Consider the following 17937-nt stretch of genomic DNA (forward strand, 5'->3'; position numbering starts at 1 on the left):
GAACAATTGCTTCTACGTCTAGCTCAAAATCCCCTCAAACATATCATTTAAATACTGTGTTTGATTGCCTAGCATAAATAACACATTACGCTCTTTAAGCTCATCTTCACTCAATGAATTGTTTATCAATTCCTTCATTGGCGTCGTGGTCAAAATAAAGCTATTTAGTATCAGCTTATCCTCTAAGCGGCTCTCAAGGGTTTTTATTTCTTTATATAGATTAATTTTGGCATCATCAGTATTCATGTTTCGGATACCCTTAGGATCGATCAAGGTCAGGTACTGCTCACCCGTCTCTTGGTGTACTAACCACAATAAAAAGTCTGGATAAAAATTACCTGCTAGTGCAAAACCTAATCCTTTGTAACGGTTATCGGGATTACGAAGTAAATAGATATGGTAATCTTTAAGCGCATCAATCTGTTTATCAGAATTGATATAGCGCTGTAGATCATCAACGAACTTAACTTCGCTACTCTCATCCTTACTATCATAATCAAATACAGAAGGCGACCAAGTAAAAGGTAGGCTATCATCATTTTTGCTGAACAATGGATAATACAGATGCTTATCAAACACGACTGTACGTAAGCTACCGTCCTGCCAGTTGACTGTCTTCTCTAGCTGTCCATCATTGACTATATCTTGTAACTTGGTAAGGCGTTTAAAGTACTCTTCTGCCTCACCATTAAACCCTTCTTTTGATGTAAAGACATATTTGTCGCACATGTGAATAGGCAGATCATCGTCACCGACATTAAACTCTGTCACTTCATAGTACTGACCTTCGTATGCGTTTTTCATGGTTTTGTAAAATCTGTCCATGTACGCTTGTAGCAGCTCTAATAAAACGCTTTGCTGAAAGCGAATACCATCTACATCTTTCGTCAGCTTTTCGCTATCTACCAATAGCCTATACCAGTCATCATGGGTATTCTTAATTGGCTTACAGCAGAATGCTCTAAGCTCGTCGATACCAAGACGTATATTGGTATAGCCACGTTGCATTTTATACTGTTGTAGTTGTAGATATAGGCTATCAAAATCAAAAAACGGCATGATGTCAGGTGATATCTCATGCTCTTGACGCTTGTCTTTTAAGTCATTATTACGCTTACGCTTATCGGTATGATAGGCTTGCAGTCGTGGATACAAGTCTAAAATCACAAATGGCTTTTTGATTTTGCCCTGATACTTACCAGGAATTTCAAATAGCGACAGCTTAACCTGCGCTTTAAAGCCATTTGGCTGATTATCCTTATAACCATCTTTAAGCGTCAAAGTTTTGAGTCTATGTGGCGCTGATATACGATTGGTATTGAAATCTAAAGTGACTAAATCTTGATTAAGGACGATACCTTCATCATTTAGATAGTCACGGAATTTTTCCATATAGTCAGCATGTAAGCCAAAGATATTAATCGTTTGTAGCAAATCTAAATATAGGTCTTTATATTCAGCTTTACTATAAATGTTGTGCGGCGTTCGTTTGAGTGAGAACCCCTCACCTTTTAAACGTACACCTCGACCGAACAATTGAATAATTTGTGAGCCTTCACCAGAACCCATATTCAACAGACCCATAGTCGAGACGCGCCAACTACTCCAACCTTCGGTAAATTTACGTGAGCCAATGAGTAGATTGGTTTTGCTATCATCGTCATTAATGGTATCAAATAGCGTCGGGGTGAACTCATCGGTACGCGTATTAAGATAATGGCTATCGCCTAGCTTTTCACAGTGATCAAATAAGCCTTTTTCATCACCTACGTTTATCACACCAAACGGTGTATTCTCACCAATTTGTAGGCGTAGCTCGCCTGTATTTTGAGTGATCCGAATGACGTTTAAGCGTTGATTACTCCCTGCATTAAAGAACTGACTGAGTATATCTTGATAAATAACTTCAGCGTCTCTACCATGTAATGGAGCAAAACGATTAACAAAAATATTGTTACCTTTGTTATCGACCAAACGTGACTTATTGGTAATAAAGTCATGAATCCAGTTAATAGTTTCTGCTTTATAACGACTGTCTAAAAAGTCAGCTAAAAACTTGATGATGGTCAAAATATCTGAATCATCATCATTTACTTTATTACCGACAAATACCCAAAGGGGATTTTCAACTTTGAATTGCTTAAGACGTCCGACGTTATTTTGATAAAGGTGCTGCTGCTGGTAAAAAGCCAATAAGCAGGCGGTTAGATATAGCTGCTGATTATCCTGCGTCTCACCTTTTTTCATATTTAGAATATTGACTTCTTTACCATAGCCATCATCATAAAAATACTTGTACGAGTAGTCAAACAAGATGTTTTTTGCATAGACTTCACGCAAGGCTTCGCGCCTTACTTTTTGCTTTTCCAGCTCATCTAAACTTAAAGCCTTCAACTGAGTATCGTCTAGTTTGGTTAATGCCTTAGTACCAAAATGCATTTTTGCTTTGGTTTTTATCTCTTCTTCTTCTTGCTTGACGACGTTATTGGATTTATTAATCGCTTGACCAAAGGTCGCTGAATATTCAAAGCTAAAGCCGTCTTTTGTCAGCGTGTCACGATAGCTCATCCATACACCAGCACTACTTGTGCCACGGTGACCTTCATCAATAAGTACAAGGTTTTGACCTTCTAGTGACTCTACCGCTATCGTCTTATCACCATCTCTTTCAGCCAGCTTATGGATATCAATAATTTGCACATACTTTAAAAACTGGTCACGGGATTTGTTTTTTTGGAATATCATGGCTTCGATACCAGACATCTTGAACTCTTCAAGATGCTGATTGCTTAGCCCATCATTAGGAGTCAGTAGAATTATCTGCTCGATTTTATCATTGTGGCTGGCGTGCTCAGTGTAGTACTGATACTGCAAAATATTGATATGCATCAATAGCGTCTTGCCGCTACCTGTGGCGCTCCAATACGCAACCTTATTTAAGTCGTTGGCTACATACGGTTGTAATATCTCGCTATCGCTTTTGTCCTCGTTATAGGTAGCTACGGTAGCATTGAGCTCCTCTAGCATCTGCTCAGAATGATTGAAGTATTGATCCAGATAATATTCCGTAAATAATAATGATAGGTACTGGAAGTATTTTAGATTCAGCTCACTGTTAGCTTGCTCATTGCGAGCTTCACTAATCTGTAGCCAGTGACGCACGATATTTCTATCATAGCGCCTTAGCGTATCTATATCTAAAGTCTGCTTACCGACTAAGTCTCTAGTCAGCTCAGTGAAAAACTTGGTTTGACCGGCATCCTCACCTTCGTATTCAATACCTTCATGGACAGGCAAATCTAATAGCGTATGCATGCCCTTAATATTATCAGGATTAAACTTTGACCACAGCCACTGCGTAAGCACTAGCTGCTCATGAAAGTTTATTTTTTTGCTTTTCTTTTTACTGGGATTAGCCATAACTTACTCTGCAAACATGCGCTCAAGGAATACCTGCTCTATAGAGCGGACTTTTAGTTGTCTCTCATTACCATCAGTACTGATAAGCTTGGTGTTGATGTTATGATCACCATTGACGTATATCTGCTGATACTCGCTATCTAAGGCATTGATACGCAGCTTTTGTAGCTTCTCGTCCAGCTCATCATAACCAATCTGTTCACAGTCACGCCAAAATACAGTCACAAACTCACCAGTACGCAAATACCCATCTACTTGTACAAATCCTCGATCTAGCTGATAGTCTATATTTCTAACCTTTAGCCCTATGAGATAGTTAAAGGTATCGATGAGATCAATATTTTGTACAGTATAGGCGCCAGCACTGTCAGCAGTTATCTTAAGCTGATAATCAAAAGGGTTTGCGAAATCAGCTACGTTAAGTAGCGAGTCTTTGCTCTCAATATCAAGCATGTAATGCATGAGATAATCGTCTTGCTGAGCAGGTGTCAAGTCAGCAAACAAATCATTCTGAGCCGGACTACGGTTAAGCTCAAGGTTGTTTAAAGTATCTTCATAGCTCTCAAGCTTGACGACTTTTAAGCAGTGGCTAATTCCGTTAAAAGGATTAATCGAATTATCAGCGTCCTTACTCTTAGGTAGCAGCGGCTGACTGTCTTTCCAGTCTCCACTATAGACAACCTTTTGAATACGGGGCTTAACTACAGTATCAAAGTATTCGCCTTGCTCCACTAGAATGTACTTACGACTGCCTTCATCTTCACGGTTTAAGTTTATTACTGCATGAGCTGATGTCCCGCTGCCTGCAAAGTAATCAATCATTCTGAAATCATCTTTCCCAAATGATTGCATCCAGAATGATGTCTCAAGCGTCTTCAAAGATTTGGGGTAATCAAACTTACCACCTAATCCTAAGTCATTGAGTACATTAGTTCCTTGCACTCCAGCATTAAAATCTGTGCCAACCCAATTACTGAATAGTGTTTCTCTTTTATTTTCATGAAATATTTTTTGTTTTACAGAACCTTGTTTAGTTATAAATATTTCACCGTCAGCTACACGTTTTGCACCAGTTATGTATGAGGACCGCCAAACTCGTTCCTCTCCTTTAGAGTTGATAGGATAGACTCTTGATAAATTATCTTCAGTTTTATTTGTGGGATAGCTAGCATCAATTTCAGGCGGATCTTCTGTTCTAATTACATTTCCTTCATCATCCACGAGTATTGCGTAGAAGCTCTTCCACCTGCCAAATCTAAAATTGTTCTCTCCTGTACCACTTCTCATAAAGCTACGATCTTCCTCAATATCATCTTTAGGCTTTCCGAGTAATGCAGGAGCAGTAGGTGAAGAGGCGACTATATAATACTCGTGTGTACGTGAAATACGTCCACCAGAACCCTGAGGGTGATGATTTATCACAATAGTCGATAACTCTAAAGATGGAAAGTTTAGCTTAACTAAGTCCAAGGCGTTTTTAAATTCATAATCATCAATCGCTACACCAAAAGACGATGTATCATCTTTTAAAAGCGGAACTGATGTGGATATAGTTTGGTTTAGAAGCGTCAACCAGCTTGAGTGCTCAAAGTTATTTTTATAAAGAATTTTAGAGTGAACAGTGTTATAAGGTGGATCAATGTATATAAAGTCTAATGCCTGTGTATTTTTACTCTCAATTAGATTTAATGCCTGAAAATTATCACTGTTGATTATCAGACCATCTGTCTGCTCATCCAAATCATCAATGCTATTTAATAGCTTGGCTTTAAAGCCTAACTCAAACAAGCTGGTATCCACCATCAGATACGAATGCTCTTTTAGATAATGGCTGCTACCCCAATGCGGTAAGCTATCATCAGCTACCTTAAATCCTAAGCTCTCCCACTGCTGCCACTGAGCCTCATTAACAGCAATTTCGCTATACAGCGCTTCATCGACACGATCAAGGGTAATGCAATAATGACTGGATACCACAAACTTCTTTTTAAGCCATAGCTTCTTTTGAAAATCCTCTAAAGATGCTAAAAACTCAATTAACTCACGACCGATCTTGCGTAAGCACTTAATCAGCGCAAGCTGACGCTCTATCTCTATAAAGCCCGAGCTATTGACCACATCATCTAAATGCATGACTTCATTTTTGATATAGAAGTCCAGCTCATTATTTAAGAATTTACCTAAGTCTTTATGAATGAAATAATCAGCTGTGTTCTTTTGCGTATAGGTATCTAAATGCTTACGGAGTAAGTCACGATCAGCCTGTTTTTCGGTTGGTGCTGGATGCTTGAGTAAGTTAGCCCATGCTGTACTGACTTTGGTATTTGTTAATATATCGTCATGCGCTTGTAGATTGAGCTTGTCTTGCTTGGCCTTACTGTCCATGACCGCGTATTCAAACCATACCGTCAGCTCGTCGCCAGCGTTATTAAGCTCTATAGGATGTACGATTTCTTCATATTCCTCGCCTTCTTCATCCGTACGAGTTACCGTCTTTGGCTTAGAAAGAATAACGAAGCGACGACTTTTGTCATTGTCTTTTTGATTGTCCTTCGCCGTATCAGCAGATAACAAACGGAATAAGACGGATTTGTCTGACTCACCTATCGAGTTGAAGCGAATACGGTAGTTGCTAAACATCTCACCTGACTTGGTATAGTACTGGTCTTTATTCGCCCAATGCAGCATCACCTCTTCGCCAGAATAAGGAATGGCATAGGTGTCGCCTTTATAACGGCGCTGACTGATAAAATCGCCCTCATCATAATAGCGACTAAAAAAGGTGTACAAATGGCTAAATACTTGCGCTTGATCAAAGCTGCTATCAGCATGATCGCGTAGCTCTTGGTACTGCTGTCCAAGTGAGCTTTCGATAGCGGTTTCATTGACTAAGTTGCCTGCCTCATCGAACGCACGCTTGCCAAACTCATCTTTGATTTGATTAGTAATGCTCTCAAGCTGGCTGTCATGTACGTCGCTTTTGGCATCCGTCAGATACGTCTCTACTTTGGCTTTGAGACGATTATCTAGATAGTCGCTGATTTCGTTACGACGAGCATTCAAGATACGATAAATACCAAAATCTAGATCAGGACGATCAATTTGAAAGATGTTTTTTAGTTTTTGATTAAGATTGGCATATTGGCTCATAGTGAGTCCTTCGACAGGTTTTTATAGCAGCATTTTGTCATAGGCTTATGACAAAACGAGCTAGGCTAGTCTCAATTAATGAAACCAAACCCAGCCCTAAAAGAGAAAAAAAATTAGCCAAACATTATATCAGATCAGTGCTTCAATAGCTAAAAAGCGCTTGCTCCATTATAAAATTTATCAACTTATTTTACGTGCCAACGAATATGATAAAGCGTTTCAAACTGGCTTTTTTTATGCATCATTTGTTCTAAGTTTTCAATTAATGTATCGCGCCTTTCCTCAATCTCATCAGTCACGTCAAAAATATTTTGACGTAGTTTGCGCTGTTCACGTTCTGCCTTTTTGAGCTGCTCTTGCTTTTGTTTTTGCTCATCGATAGTACTAGCTTGACGCGTCTCACGCTTTAAGCTGCGGATTTTGAGCTTAATATCATCAAGCGCTGACTCAGCCGATGCCATATGATCATCTGCCCAACTCTCGATTTTTTCTTGCTCACGCTTAAAAAACACTTGATTATTATCAAGCGCCTCACTCAGCTTGTTTTTATGCTGAAACTCAATTGTATCAGTGAATAGTTTCGGAATAGCTTTCGTTATTTTATCTTCAACCACTACCCCTTCTAAACGTAAAATACGCTCACAGATATCAGCATCTAAGACAGTATTATTATCAGTCATTCCTGTCAGTATTAAATGCTCTTCTTTTGCAAACGAGTCTAGTGATAATAAACTAAGCGACAACCATCCTGATTGCCCTACTAATGGCTCAAGGCTGGATACTTTTTTATCATAATTGCTGTAATCAAAGTTTATCTGCGCAGTCTCAGTAGGTAGGTACTTTGCCTTATTTAGTACATACTCACCGAGTGGATGCGTTAGACGATATATGTAGGTATTATCAGGTACAGATTCGCCCTTTCTGATCAGCTGATAGCTACCAACCTTTATATCTACTGTAGGCGACTTATGCAGCGTAAAATTTAACTGATTAGGATGGAAGTCAGCATAGGGCGCTAGTAGTGCTCGGCTAATCGTCCAAAAAAAGTTACTGATACGATCAAGCTGCTCTTCGGCACGCTGCTTATGAATCTTCAGCAATTCGTGAATATCTGCATCAAAGTGTTTTAATAGCAAATCACGAGTCTGTAGCATTTTTTGATTGATTTGAGCTTCAAGCTCGGACTGTAGCTTATTAAAGCTTGCTTCAATTTCTTGGTTGGTACGGCACTTGTCATAGATCTCAAGGATACGTTTCTCAAAGTTAATACCGCTTTCTATCGATCCTAGGATTTCATTCGAGGCTCCAAATACCCCTTCAAATAGCTCAAACTTCTCACTAAGCAGCTCCATCACTCTTTGGTCAGCAGCATTACGCTCATTGATGAAGTTGACTACAACCACATCAAAAGCTTGACCATAGCGATGACAGCGTCCAATACGCTGCTCGACTCTTTGTGGGTTCCACGGCAAATCGTAGTTAACTACTAAAGAGCAGAATTGTAAGTTGACACCCTCAGCAGCGGCTTCGGTAGCAATCATGATTTCAGCTTCATCTCTGAAATAATCGATAAGCGCTGTACGTCTATCTATTGACGATGAGCCAGTCACCCTGTCGCTACCTACGTGTTTAGCTAACCATCTGTGATAGATACCAGTATTGACTGGGCTATTATTACTACCATTAAAAGCAACTACCTTGCCATTAAAGCCATGAGACTGCAAAAACTCTACAAGATAGGTTTGCGTGCGACGTGACTCAGTGAATATCACAGCCTTCTTTGGCGCCCCCATTTCAAACATACGGGCAAACCCACGCTCCAACGCCGTTAATAACGCATAAGACTTACGGTCTTCATCAATTTCATGAGCTAAAGCAAGATACTGATCGACCTCTTTAATTTCAGATTTAAGTAAATCTGCATCAACGCCGCGAGTTTCATATTCGCTATACTCGTTCTCGTTCTCGTTCTCGTCCTCTTCGATAAGCTCTTCATCTATATCTTCATCAGCAATAAAATGCTCTATCCATTCTGCATCAATAGTTTGATTGTCTAAAAGAGATTGTAGACGATTACGAATCGATTCTAATGTTGCGATAACAGCAGAAGTAGAAGACGCCAATAGCTTACGTAAAACAATGGTGATTAGATGGCGCTGCTGTACAGGAAAGGCATAGCTAAACTCTCTTTGTAAGTAGCTATTGATTTGATCATATAAACGCTGTTCTACATCGCTAGGAGTAAATGGTACAGTCAAAGCATGACGCTTGGTATAAGGGATATACTCCAAAACGTCTTTACGTAGCGTACGATGCACAAATTGATCTAATCGGCGCTTAAGGGCTGGCAAGTTATCTTCGTTAACATATTGACGGCGGAACGCCTTATCATCACCAAATAGATGCTCATCTATAATGGTGCTGAGCCCGTATAGCTCCATTAATGAATTTTGTAGTGGAGTGGCCGTCAGTAGCAGTTTATTGCGAGCAACTAGAGACTTTTTAAAACTATTGCCTGTTTTGTTACTTGGTCGATGAGCATTACGCAGCCGATGTGCCTCATCAATAACAACCATATCCCAAGGTATTTTAGCCAGCTCATGCTCCATTCTGGTTGCAAACGGATAGGATATAACGGTGATCTTTTTATTTTCAAAAGGATTATAAACACCTTCTTGACGTAATTTCTTCCAAGTAAACGAATCTAATACTTGTACAGGTAAGTTAAATTTATCTTGTAATTCTAATGCCCACTGCTTTCGTAATGATGCTGGACAGATTACCAGTAAGTTTCGTTTATACTCCGCCCAGTATTGACATAAAACTAACGCTGCTTCAATAGTTTTACCTAATCCTACTTCGTCAGCTAATACCACACCACGACTCAAAGGATTACTAAGCGCAAATAAGGCAGCTTCAATTTGATGAGGATTGACATCGACCTGAGCATCAAACAGGGACTGCGCAATACGAGCATCGTCGGAGCTGCTCCGCTTTTTAGTGATTTCCCAAGCGAAGTATTTTAATTGGTGGTTGGTTATATTTTTCAAGGTCACAGTCATTTGTAATTTCAGCTCCAACATTTGTGTTTGTTAGCAGTTATTAAAACATTAGCTCTTGGATAAAATCTAAAAAAATTATCTACTTTTTTGTCAGAAAGTAATCTATCACGGCTATTCATAAAAAAGGATATACATCAATAACAAGAATCCTATATATAGTTTTAAAATTACAAACCTGTTACAATAAAAAAATACAAATGTTTGTTTCTGAGTTTAAACAAGGAGTGGATTATATGATAGGTAAATTTTTCTCAGGTGTTCAGAAGGTTGTTAACAACTCTGCTGGTAACAACTACAGAGACGTATATTTTAAATCTAATCCAGGCGATCAGCATTCTTGCCGTGCATGTCGTCAAATACTAAGCAGATCTGAGGGAACAGTCACCATTGATCATATAGTACCGCAAAAAGCACATGGTACTAACGCAATAACCAACCTTCAGGTTCTTTGCCGCTCGTGCAACTCTAAAAAAAGTGCGCTCATAAATAAGCTAACATTAAAGTATTCAGGCCAAGCACTAGCAAGAGAATTAAGAAGCCTTATTAATTACTAAAGTAAGGGGTTAAAAATTGGGATTAATTTTAGGTATCTTAGCTGCGCTAGTTATTTCTTTTTTCATAGGTAAAAAAGCATTTGGAGCAGTGTTAGTCTTTTTTGGGTTTGCCGCTATGACATCTGTTCCACCTGTTGGTTTAGTCATGATGGCAGTCGGCGCATTAGTATTTCTCAGTGGGCTTAAAAAATAGTAATAGGATGGAAAATGAACAGTATATTTTTATCATATCAAAATAGCTCACGTTATTTTTTAGAGAATATTAAAGAAACTGAAGTAGTATCAGGCAATGATTACTTTCGGCAGCTACCCTCTACTACAGTATATGACTATACACTTTTTAAGAATTCTATAGTCACTGAGCTAAGCTCCGAGCAAGGAGACTTTAGGTTTTTTGAACTACCTATGCATGGTACTGGTTTTCTTACAAAGGTAGGATGTATCAATCAACTTGATACTACCAACATCCATCCGCTTCATCTTGAGCTATATCAATGGTTTGGATCAGTCATCGATTCGTACTCAGCTAGTAGCAAAGAACTCCTTCCTTACAATAATGTTTTTTTAATTAATAATACTATATTTGGTCTCGGGGCTCTTGAAGAGGACTACATTAATAAATGTCAGGACAGCCGTACTAGCCCTAATTCTAAGCTCTTAGCGTTGACGACAATTGCGACTGAATCAAATGGCAATCTTGTACAGTACGATAAAGACGACAAGGTGTATTTTTATCTAGCTGATCATATCGCTAATCAAGCTGGTTTAGCCAAAGCGCAAGATGTTCCCGATGACACTTTTTATACTGTGAGTGGAGTATCAAGTGTAAAAGACTGGGTAGATAGCTACTTTGGTCAGTTTATTTAAAACCCTTAATGAGATCCAAGTTATTCAATCTACTTAAAAGGCTTCAATAGTGACCATAATAAAAAAACTTACAATCAGCTTAGCATTAGCTACTGCTGCTGTAGCAACCGTTCCTGCATCTGCAATCGATCCTTATTCTTTTGGTCAAGATTATCCATCAGTTACCGTCTATACTGAAAATAATGGCATGCTCAGAGGTCTTGAGATGCGTACTATCTGGACAGCAGGATTAAACGATATTATTAGACAGAATCTAAGAACTAAAAAACCTGAAATTGTTGATATTCGTGTTAATGCGTATCAAAAACATATTAGCGAGTACTACACACATTCTTACGCTGCATTAATTAACTGCGCCACCCCTATCGACTCTTTTGTGTACGAAGGCTCTAACCAAAGCAATAATGTAAGAATAAAAAATGCGATGCGCCTAGACACTAACCACCCTTTTTATATAGATAGAAAAGCGGTTGAAGGTATTTTCTCAGCATATTGCTAATGTAATTACCCACTCATACTCAACATCACAGGCTGCCTTTTACTTATGTAGAAGGCAGTTTTTTATTGTCTGTATAAAAACAATAATATTTATACAGCAAGACCATGTAGTGATATCTATGCTATATTATCAAAGAAACCACAATATTTTGTTAAAAGTGACCTAATATGATTACTTATATTCGCTTTAATAATTTTTATTCTTACTCAGAGTCTACTGAGGTGTCATTCACTCTGGGTAAACAACCTACTAAGACTGACTATGATTTTTATGTTGATACCACGCAAGACCAGTATCGATTAAATAAAGTCACCGCTGTGCTTGGCGCGAATGGCTCCGGTAAAACGCAGCTATTAAAAGCCATTGCCTTTTTACGTTGGTTTATGTGCGAATCTACTAGCAGCCTTGACTCAGAGCAACCTATTTCTTTTAGCCAGCTTGCGTTAAGTAACAATGAGTTATCCAAATTTGAATTTGGCTTTTTACTTAAAAATTCTGATGGCATTTATGATCAGTATCGCTATGAGCTCACTCTGACACAGCATAGCGTGGTTAAAGAGGCATTATACAAAAAGACCAGTAGCCAGTTTAGCTATATATTTATACGTCAGCATGACAGTGACGCGCTTAACTATAAACATCGTAACTTTGTTATCCCTTCTTTAGCCGATGATGTGAAAAAAAATGCATCACTTATCAGCTATGCTAATTTGCTTGATGAGCCTTTGGCAGAAGCCATTTTTGATATGTTCAATCACTATAAGACTAATGTAGTCTCAATGGGTAGGCTTGGTAGCCTTAGCCAATCTATACCTGAAATGACAGAATTATTTGCTAAGGATGATGGTTTAAAACAAACCGCTGAAAAGCTACTTTGTCAGTTTGATACGGGCATAGATGAGATTAATATAAAAAGCGTGATGATGGTGAACGAGGGTAAGCAGCAAGAAGTACTACTACCTTTTGGTGTACATAAAGTGGGTGATGAATCATTTGAGCTTATGATTTATGAAGAATCCAATGGTACACAATCTGCCTATAGTTTGCTTGGGCTGATACTGCCTGTTCTTAAGAACGGTGGTGTAGCCATTATTGATGAGCTTGATAATGACTTACACCCACTGCTGTTACCTGCTATTTTTGATTTGTTTCGCTCCTCGCATCACAATCCTCATAATGCGCAGCTTATTTTTAGTTGCCATACCCCTGATGTGTTTAATTTATTGAACAAGCATCAAATTTATCTAGTCGAAAAATACGAGCAGGCTTCAGAAGCTTGGCGGCTTGATGAAATGGAAGGGGTTCGTAACGATGACAACCTTTACGCTAAGTATATGGCTGGCGCGTTTGACGCGATACCAAATCTATAAGGAGCTAGATTATGGCAAAGCGTAAACCTACTAGGTCAGTCAACAAAACCACCCTACTCGTTATGGGTGAAGGTGAACATGACAAGGCGTTTTTAAGTCATATGAAAGGCATTTATTACGAAAGACACTCTGGTAGTAAAATAACTCTTGATTTTTCGAGTGGTGGCTCACCACACGATATCATCAAGGACACGGTTAAAAAGAGTCGTCACGTTGATTATGACCAGAAATTTATTTTGATGGATAGCGATGTTCCGGTTAAGCAACAAGATATTAAAGCAGCTAAAGATTCAGGTATTGCTATTTTATATTCAGAGCCGCTATGCTTGGAAGGTATGCTACTTAGCATACTTGCTCAAAGCATTCCTAACACTGCACAAAAATTTAAGAGTATGCTCCACCCTAAATTGTCCGATAACCCTGCCTTATCGAAAAGCTATGAGCCCCTATTTGCTAAGCCAGTACTTGATGAGACCAATCATGCCACAGTCATAACGCTACGCTCATTATTAGGCGTTAAGCAAAAAAAATAGCCGACTTACATTTAAGTGAGACGGCTAATGCATAAACTAAGCCGACCTTTTTAAAACCTTAGTATTAATCCATTCAACAATCTCACTTGCGACCCACACTATCCTCAGCGCTTAAACCGCCTAATACTACTGACCACCACGCCAAACAGCTCAAGCGATCCCTTAACGATAATGTCAGGATAGTTGACGTTGTGAGCACGCAAGACGATGTGCTCACCTAGTATCAACTGCTTTGCCGTGAATCCATCTTCGACTAGCGCAATGACAATATCCTTGTTCCTAGCACTTATCGAACGATCAACAATTCAAATATCATTAGGGTAGATACCGATATCGATCATGCTGTCGCCTTCAACTTCGACTAAATAGGTCGTCGTCGGACTATGAATAAGTAAGGTATTCAAATCAATACGGTTTTGCACATAGTCAGTCGCAGGACTTGGGAAGCCTACTTTTACTCTATCACTGTATAAAGACAGCAATACCGTTTCACCCTCATCGGTAAGCCTACCAATTATCTTAACGGTCATTTAGTCCACCTTGGGTAACTAGTTAATATTAGTGGTATAGCAAGGCGATAGCATATTGCGGCTCATTTGCCATGAGTGCTTATTCTTTATTCCTTCGCTTGCGATAAACACAGCAGATTGCTGGTTGCTGTTTTGTCCAAACTTTTTATTAAGCTTATCCATGATAGCGATTACTTCTGCGCTTCTATTGGCACAGTGACTACTGCTTTGACCTGCATCATCACTACTATTCTCTGCAAATAAGTCAGACTGCACCTCATGGTGCTGACAGATATCAAAGAGCATTACACCTGCTTTAGCGTAGCGTATGTCTTCTTTAAATATCTGTGTCAGTATTTGCCGAGCCGCAGCGACCATCACTCTTGTATCAGCCGTCGGCGTTATAAACTGAGATTGACCGGAGATTGAGGCATAGCTCTCTGTGGTACTGAACGAGCTACTCTTAGCGAAGACGCTAAGGTAGCTACAGACGCTCCCTTGCTTGCGAAGTTTGTTAGCCGCTTTTGACACATGACTACAAACACACTCGCTCAGCTCATCAGGGCAAGTAATGCGTGTAGAGAATGAGCGTGAAGAGACAATCTGCTTTTTAGGTCCAGCGGTTTCAATACCGATACAGCACTGACCATTAAGCTCTAAGCAAGTGCGCTCTAATACTACGCCAAAGTGCTGTCTTATCTTGGCAGGTGCGCATACGGCCAATTGATAGACGGTACAAATACCCATCTCATTGAGTCTAACTTTATAACGACGACCCACACCCCATACCTCACCCACATCAGTGATCTGCATGATGTGACGTATCCATCTAAGATCTTGTAGGACACAAACGCCTTTGGTAGCTGGGTGCTTCTTAGCGGCGTGGTTGGCAAGTTTTGCCATGGTCTTGGTGCTACCCATACCCACACATACAGGAATGCCCGTGTACATCTCTACAATGCTTTTAAGCTTAGTACCGTAAGCGTTAAGATCAGTCATCGCAGTCGGATAATCGGCTAAGTATAAAAAGGCTTCATCGATAGAACAGACTTCTACAGTAGGGCATAGGGTTTCAAGCGTGGTCATGACGCGATGAGACATGTCAGCATAAAGGGTGTAGTTAGAGCTGAAGACCGTGATGTCGTTCTTCTCGCAGAACTCTTTGACCTGAAAGAACGGTACGCCCATCTTAATACCGAGTAGCTTTGCCTCAGTTGAGCGAGCAACCACGCAGCCATCGTTATTGGATAGTACCACCACCGCCTTATCTTTTAGATCGGGGCGAAAGAGTTTCTCACAGTCGGCGTAAAAGCTATTGCAATCAACAAGCGCATACATGACTTACTCGATAAGTGAACGGTATAAAAGAAAAGGCATATCAAAACACGACTATTTGCATGATTGGATATGCCTTTGAGTGTAGAGAGATAGAGCTTTAAACTTCAAGGGGTAGAAAATAGTAGACAACGATGGCTGTCGTGAGGGTTTAAGAGGATTGTTAATTATTTTTAATAGTTAGCTCGCTAAAAATGCTGAATGCTGTATATAATCTTTATTTAATATACTTAACCATAATGAGATTAAATATGTCAGATAATTTCCAAGAAAAACTGTATAAAGAATTTAATTCATTAAAAAAAGAGATTAAAAAACCAAATATTTTGTTAGTTGGTGGAACGGGAGTGGGTAAAAGTTCGTTATTAAACCTATGTTTTGGAGAGAATATTGCTAAGACTGGAATTGGCAAACCAGTAACTCAACACATTGACAGATTTGTCTCTGAGAATATTCCTATAGTTCTTTTTGACAGTAAGGGGTATGAAATTGGCTCTGAGCAAGAAGTACAGTTTCAGAAAGATGTTATTGAATTGTGTACAGGAACACATGAAAAAGTTGAAGATAAACCCCATTTAGCATGGTATTGCGTACAATCTATAAGCTCTCGTATTACAGATTTTGATATTGAGATCATTCGTAAAATAGAAAAATCTAAGGTACCTCTCGCTATTATCCTAACGAAATCTGATTTGATAAATGAAGAAGATGCCATTGAGATGAAAAAAGTCATCTTAGCTGAATTCCCTAATATTCATATTTTTGAAACTAATACGAAAAATATTTCACATGGAATGGAGCTAAAAAAACTCATTGAATGGAGCGTTATTCAATTACCAGAAGCTCTAAAAACTGCATTTATTTCTGCGCAAAAAGCAAGCATTAAAGGAAAAAGAGAGCATGCTAAGAACGCTGTTATTAAGCATACCTCTTTAGCTTTTGCCACTGGCTTTGTTCCTATTCCTGCTTCTAGTGCCCCGTTGTTACTAGCTAATCAATCAAAGCTCTTGGCCAGAATATTATATATCTATAATTTGGATAAAGCCGTAGATAATGCATCTGCAATTATTCAAGTGGCTTTAGCCTCAGCTCTACCTATGGCGGGTAGGTATTTAGTAAGTCAAATATTAAAGCTTATACCAGGAGTAGGTACTGTAACTGGTGGAACAATTAATGGAGTAGTAGCAGCATCTATAACTTCAGCTTTCGGTTTTGCTGTTTCCGAAGCTTGTGCAAACGTTGTTGAATTAGGCATTGATAATATAGACGACGCGTCTTTCATGAAGCACTTTGATACAGATCTAATTAATATATTTATGAAATATCTGAAACAAGAACAAGAGAAGAAAAATGGATAACACAAATTATAATATTGCAATTATTGGTCAGACTGGAGTAGGTAAAAGCAGCTTAATTAATTACCTATATGGAGAAAAAAAAGTAGCAACAGGAACAGGTCGTCCAGTTACTACCAATGGTTTTCATAAGGTTGAGCACTCTATTAAAGGTATGGTAGTAAATATCTACGATTCATGGGGTTTAGAGGTAGGTAAACAAGACCAATGGTTAAATGAATTAGATCAAGAGCTTAAAAATAGAGATATTGATAAACCAGCCTCTGAATGGTTTCATTCTATTTTTTACTGTATATCTGCACCCAGTGCCCGTATTCAAGATGCAGATATTGAAATTATTAAAAAACTTAGAAGCGAAAAAAATAAAATAAGTATTGTTTTAACTAAAGCAGATGCAATAGCTGAAGAAGATGAAGAGTGTTTCATTAAAGAAATTAAAAAAGCATTAGGCTTTGAGTTAGCAATAATTCCCGTATGTAGCGAAAGTAAAAAAACTAGAGGAGGAGAAACGCATAAATTTGGAAAAGAACTTGTTGAAAAACAATCACTTATAGACTTAGTCGACTCTTTGATTTTACGTATTCCAAAGCATTGTCAAGAAGTAATGCTATCAGATCTTGAATATAGACAGAAGAAAATGTATGAAATTATTGATAAGGAATTGAGTATAGGTGGCTTTAACTCTGATAAAGTAAAGGATAAACTATCTTCTACGTCTAAAAATATAGTTAGAGAAGTTACAGAGAGTGGTAATAAAGCTGAAAAATCAGCATTAAAACAGTACGAATTTATTTTAAACAAGCTTAGTGGAAAAATTAAATCATACAGTAATAGTGAGGATTTAAAAATTGATGGGCCTATAGAAACAGATTGGGATTGGAGTGATATAGTGTTGATTCCATTAATAATAGTTTTACCATTTGTATTACGTTCTGAAAGAAAGAGATACGTAAATATTTTTTATAGCGAAGCCGATAACTTTTTTGCGAAACTTAAAAGTCAAATCAACAAAAGAACTCAGGAATTAGAACTATCTTTGCAAGGTATAAAAAAAGAACTGATGAATAGTTTAGTTCATTAATTTACACCCCGACAGAACTAATGATTTCGCCCTTTAAAACTATCAACACACCACTTAAAATAGACCATCTATATTCAAGCTTACTAAAGCTCATTTAGTAACTAACTTATATATAAGAGAGGTGTGAGTAAAGTTGGGTAAAAAGAACTGACATACAAAACTGCTAGATTCACCAAAAAAAATAAACCGCCCTACTCGCTAG

The 17937-nt window shown here is 38.5% G+C and carries 12 protein-coding genes and 1 pseudogene; 8 read left to right on the forward strand and 5 right to left on the reverse strand.

Annotation, left to right across the window (positions count from 1 at the left end):
- Nucleotides 1–18: 18 nt before the first annotated feature.
- From ACTXGK_RS25080 to ACTXGK_RS25090, 3 genes are all read right to left on the reverse strand, one after another.
- Nucleotides 19–3420, reverse strand: coding sequence for a DEAD/DEAH box helicase family protein (locus ACTXGK_RS25080; RefSeq protein WP_443515046.1), 3402 nt, complete (start codon nt 3418–3420; stop codon nt 19–21).
- A 3-nt stretch (nt 3421–3423) separates the two neighbouring features.
- Entirely contained in the window at nt 3424–6570 is a 3147-nt protein-coding gene (locus ACTXGK_RS25085) for a DNA methyltransferase (protein WP_443515044.1), read from the reverse strand.
- A 185-nt stretch (nt 6571–6755) separates the two neighbouring features.
- A complete protein-coding gene (locus ACTXGK_RS25090; RefSeq protein WP_443515043.1) occupies nt 6756–9620 on the reverse strand; it encodes an SNF2-related protein in 2865 nt (954 codons plus the stop codon).
- A gap of 245 nt (nt 9621–9865) precedes the next feature.
- On the opposite strand from ACTXGK_RS25090, the gene ACTXGK_RS25095 reads away from it, so the two are divergent.
- From ACTXGK_RS25095 to ACTXGK_RS25120, 6 genes are all read left to right on the forward strand, one after another.
- Entirely contained in the window at nt 9866–10186 is a 321-nt protein-coding gene (locus ACTXGK_RS25095; protein WP_522910088.1) for an HNH endonuclease, read from the forward strand.
- 16 nt (nt 10187–10202) lie between these two features.
- Entirely contained in the window at nt 10203–10379 is a 177-nt protein-coding gene (locus ACTXGK_RS25100) for a hypothetical protein (protein WP_443515039.1), read from the forward strand.
- 14 nt (nt 10380–10393) lie between these two features.
- A complete protein-coding gene (locus tag ACTXGK_RS25105; protein WP_443515038.1) occupies nt 10394–11053 on the forward strand; it encodes a hypothetical protein in 660 nt (219 codons plus the stop codon).
- Nucleotides 11054–11102: 49 nt separating this feature from the next.
- Nucleotides 11103–11552 carry a hypothetical protein gene (locus ACTXGK_RS25110; protein WP_443515036.1) on the forward strand — a complete coding sequence of 150 codons (450 nt, stop codon included), beginning with the start codon at nt 11103–11105 and terminating at the stop codon, nt 11550–11552.
- Between the two features lie 167 nt (nt 11553–11719).
- Nucleotides 11720–12922: an AAA family ATPase gene (locus tag ACTXGK_RS25115; RefSeq protein WP_443515034.1), complete on the forward strand. Its 1203-nt coding sequence runs from the start codon at nt 11720–11722 to the stop codon at nt 12920–12922.
- An 11-nt stretch (nt 12923–12933) separates the two neighbouring features.
- The gene (locus ACTXGK_RS25120; RefSeq protein ID WP_443515032.1) at nt 12934–13455 is read left to right on the forward strand and encodes a hypothetical protein; all 522 of its coding nucleotides are present in this window, start codon (nt 12934–12936) and stop codon (nt 13453–13455) included.
- A 104-nt stretch (nt 13456–13559) separates the two neighbouring features.
- On the opposite strand, the pseudogene ACTXGK_RS25125 reads toward ACTXGK_RS25120, so the two are convergent.
- Both ACTXGK_RS25125 and ACTXGK_RS25130 read right to left on the reverse strand, forming a co-directional pair.
- Nucleotides 13560–13985, reverse strand: a pseudogene (locus ACTXGK_RS25125) (LexA family protein).
- Between the two features lie 18 nt (nt 13986–14003).
- Nucleotides 14004–15302 carry a Y-family DNA polymerase gene (locus tag ACTXGK_RS25130; RefSeq protein WP_443515030.1) on the reverse strand — a complete coding sequence of 433 codons (1299 nt, stop codon included), beginning with the start codon at nt 15300–15302 and terminating at the stop codon, nt 14004–14006.
- A gap of 248 nt (nt 15303–15550) precedes the next feature.
- On the opposite strand from ACTXGK_RS25130, the gene ACTXGK_RS25135 reads away from it, so the two are divergent.
- The gene (locus tag ACTXGK_RS25135) at nt 15551–16657 is read left to right on the forward strand and encodes a GTPase (protein ID WP_443515028.1); all 1107 of its coding nucleotides are present in this window, start codon (nt 15551–15553) and stop codon (nt 16655–16657) included.
- Nucleotides 16650–17735: a GTPase gene (locus ACTXGK_RS25140; protein ID WP_443515026.1), complete on the forward strand. Its 1086-nt coding sequence runs from the start codon at nt 16650–16652 to the stop codon at nt 17733–17735. The genes ACTXGK_RS25135 and ACTXGK_RS25140 overlap by 8 nt, the downstream gene beginning before the upstream one ends.
- Nucleotides 17736–17937: the final 202 nt, after the last annotated feature.

Source organism: Psychrobacter sp. T6-5 (assembly GCF_052258485.2).
Taxonomy (GTDB): Bacteria; Pseudomonadota; Gammaproteobacteria; order Pseudomonadales; family Moraxellaceae; genus Psychrobacter.

Bases quoted from the DNA above. Each gene is read 5' to 3' on its own strand.
- ACTXGK_RS25080 (WP_443515046.1), bottom strand. From the start codon at position 3,420: ATGGCTAATCCCAGTAAAAAGAAAAGCAAAAAAATAAACTTTCATGAG.
- ACTXGK_RS25085 (WP_443515044.1), bottom strand. From the start codon at position 6,570: ATGAGCCAATATGCCAATCTTAATCAAAAACTAAAAAACATCTTTCAA.
- ACTXGK_RS25095 (WP_522910088.1), top strand. From the start codon at position 9,866: ATGATAGGTAAATTTTTCTCAGGTGTTCAGAAGGTTGTTAACAACTCT.
- ACTXGK_RS25105 (WP_443515038.1), top strand. From the start codon at position 10,394: ATGAACAGTATATTTTTATCATATCAAAATAGCTCACGTTATTTTTTA.
- ACTXGK_RS25115 (WP_443515034.1), top strand. From the start codon at position 11,720: ATGATTACTTATATTCGCTTTAATAATTTTTATTCTTACTCAGAGTCT.
- ACTXGK_RS25120 (WP_443515032.1), top strand. From the start codon at position 12,934: ATGGCAAAGCGTAAACCTACTAGGTCAGTCAACAAAACCACCCTACTC.
- ACTXGK_RS25130 (WP_443515030.1), bottom strand. From the start codon at position 15,302: ATGTATGCGCTTGTTGATTGCAATAGCTTTTACGCCGACTGTGAGAAA.
- ACTXGK_RS25135 (WP_443515028.1), top strand. From the start codon at position 15,551: ATGTCAGATAATTTCCAAGAAAAACTGTATAAAGAATTTAATTCATTA.
- ACTXGK_RS25140 (WP_443515026.1), top strand. From the start codon at position 16,650: ATGGATAACACAAATTATAATATTGCAATTATTGGTCAGACTGGAGTA.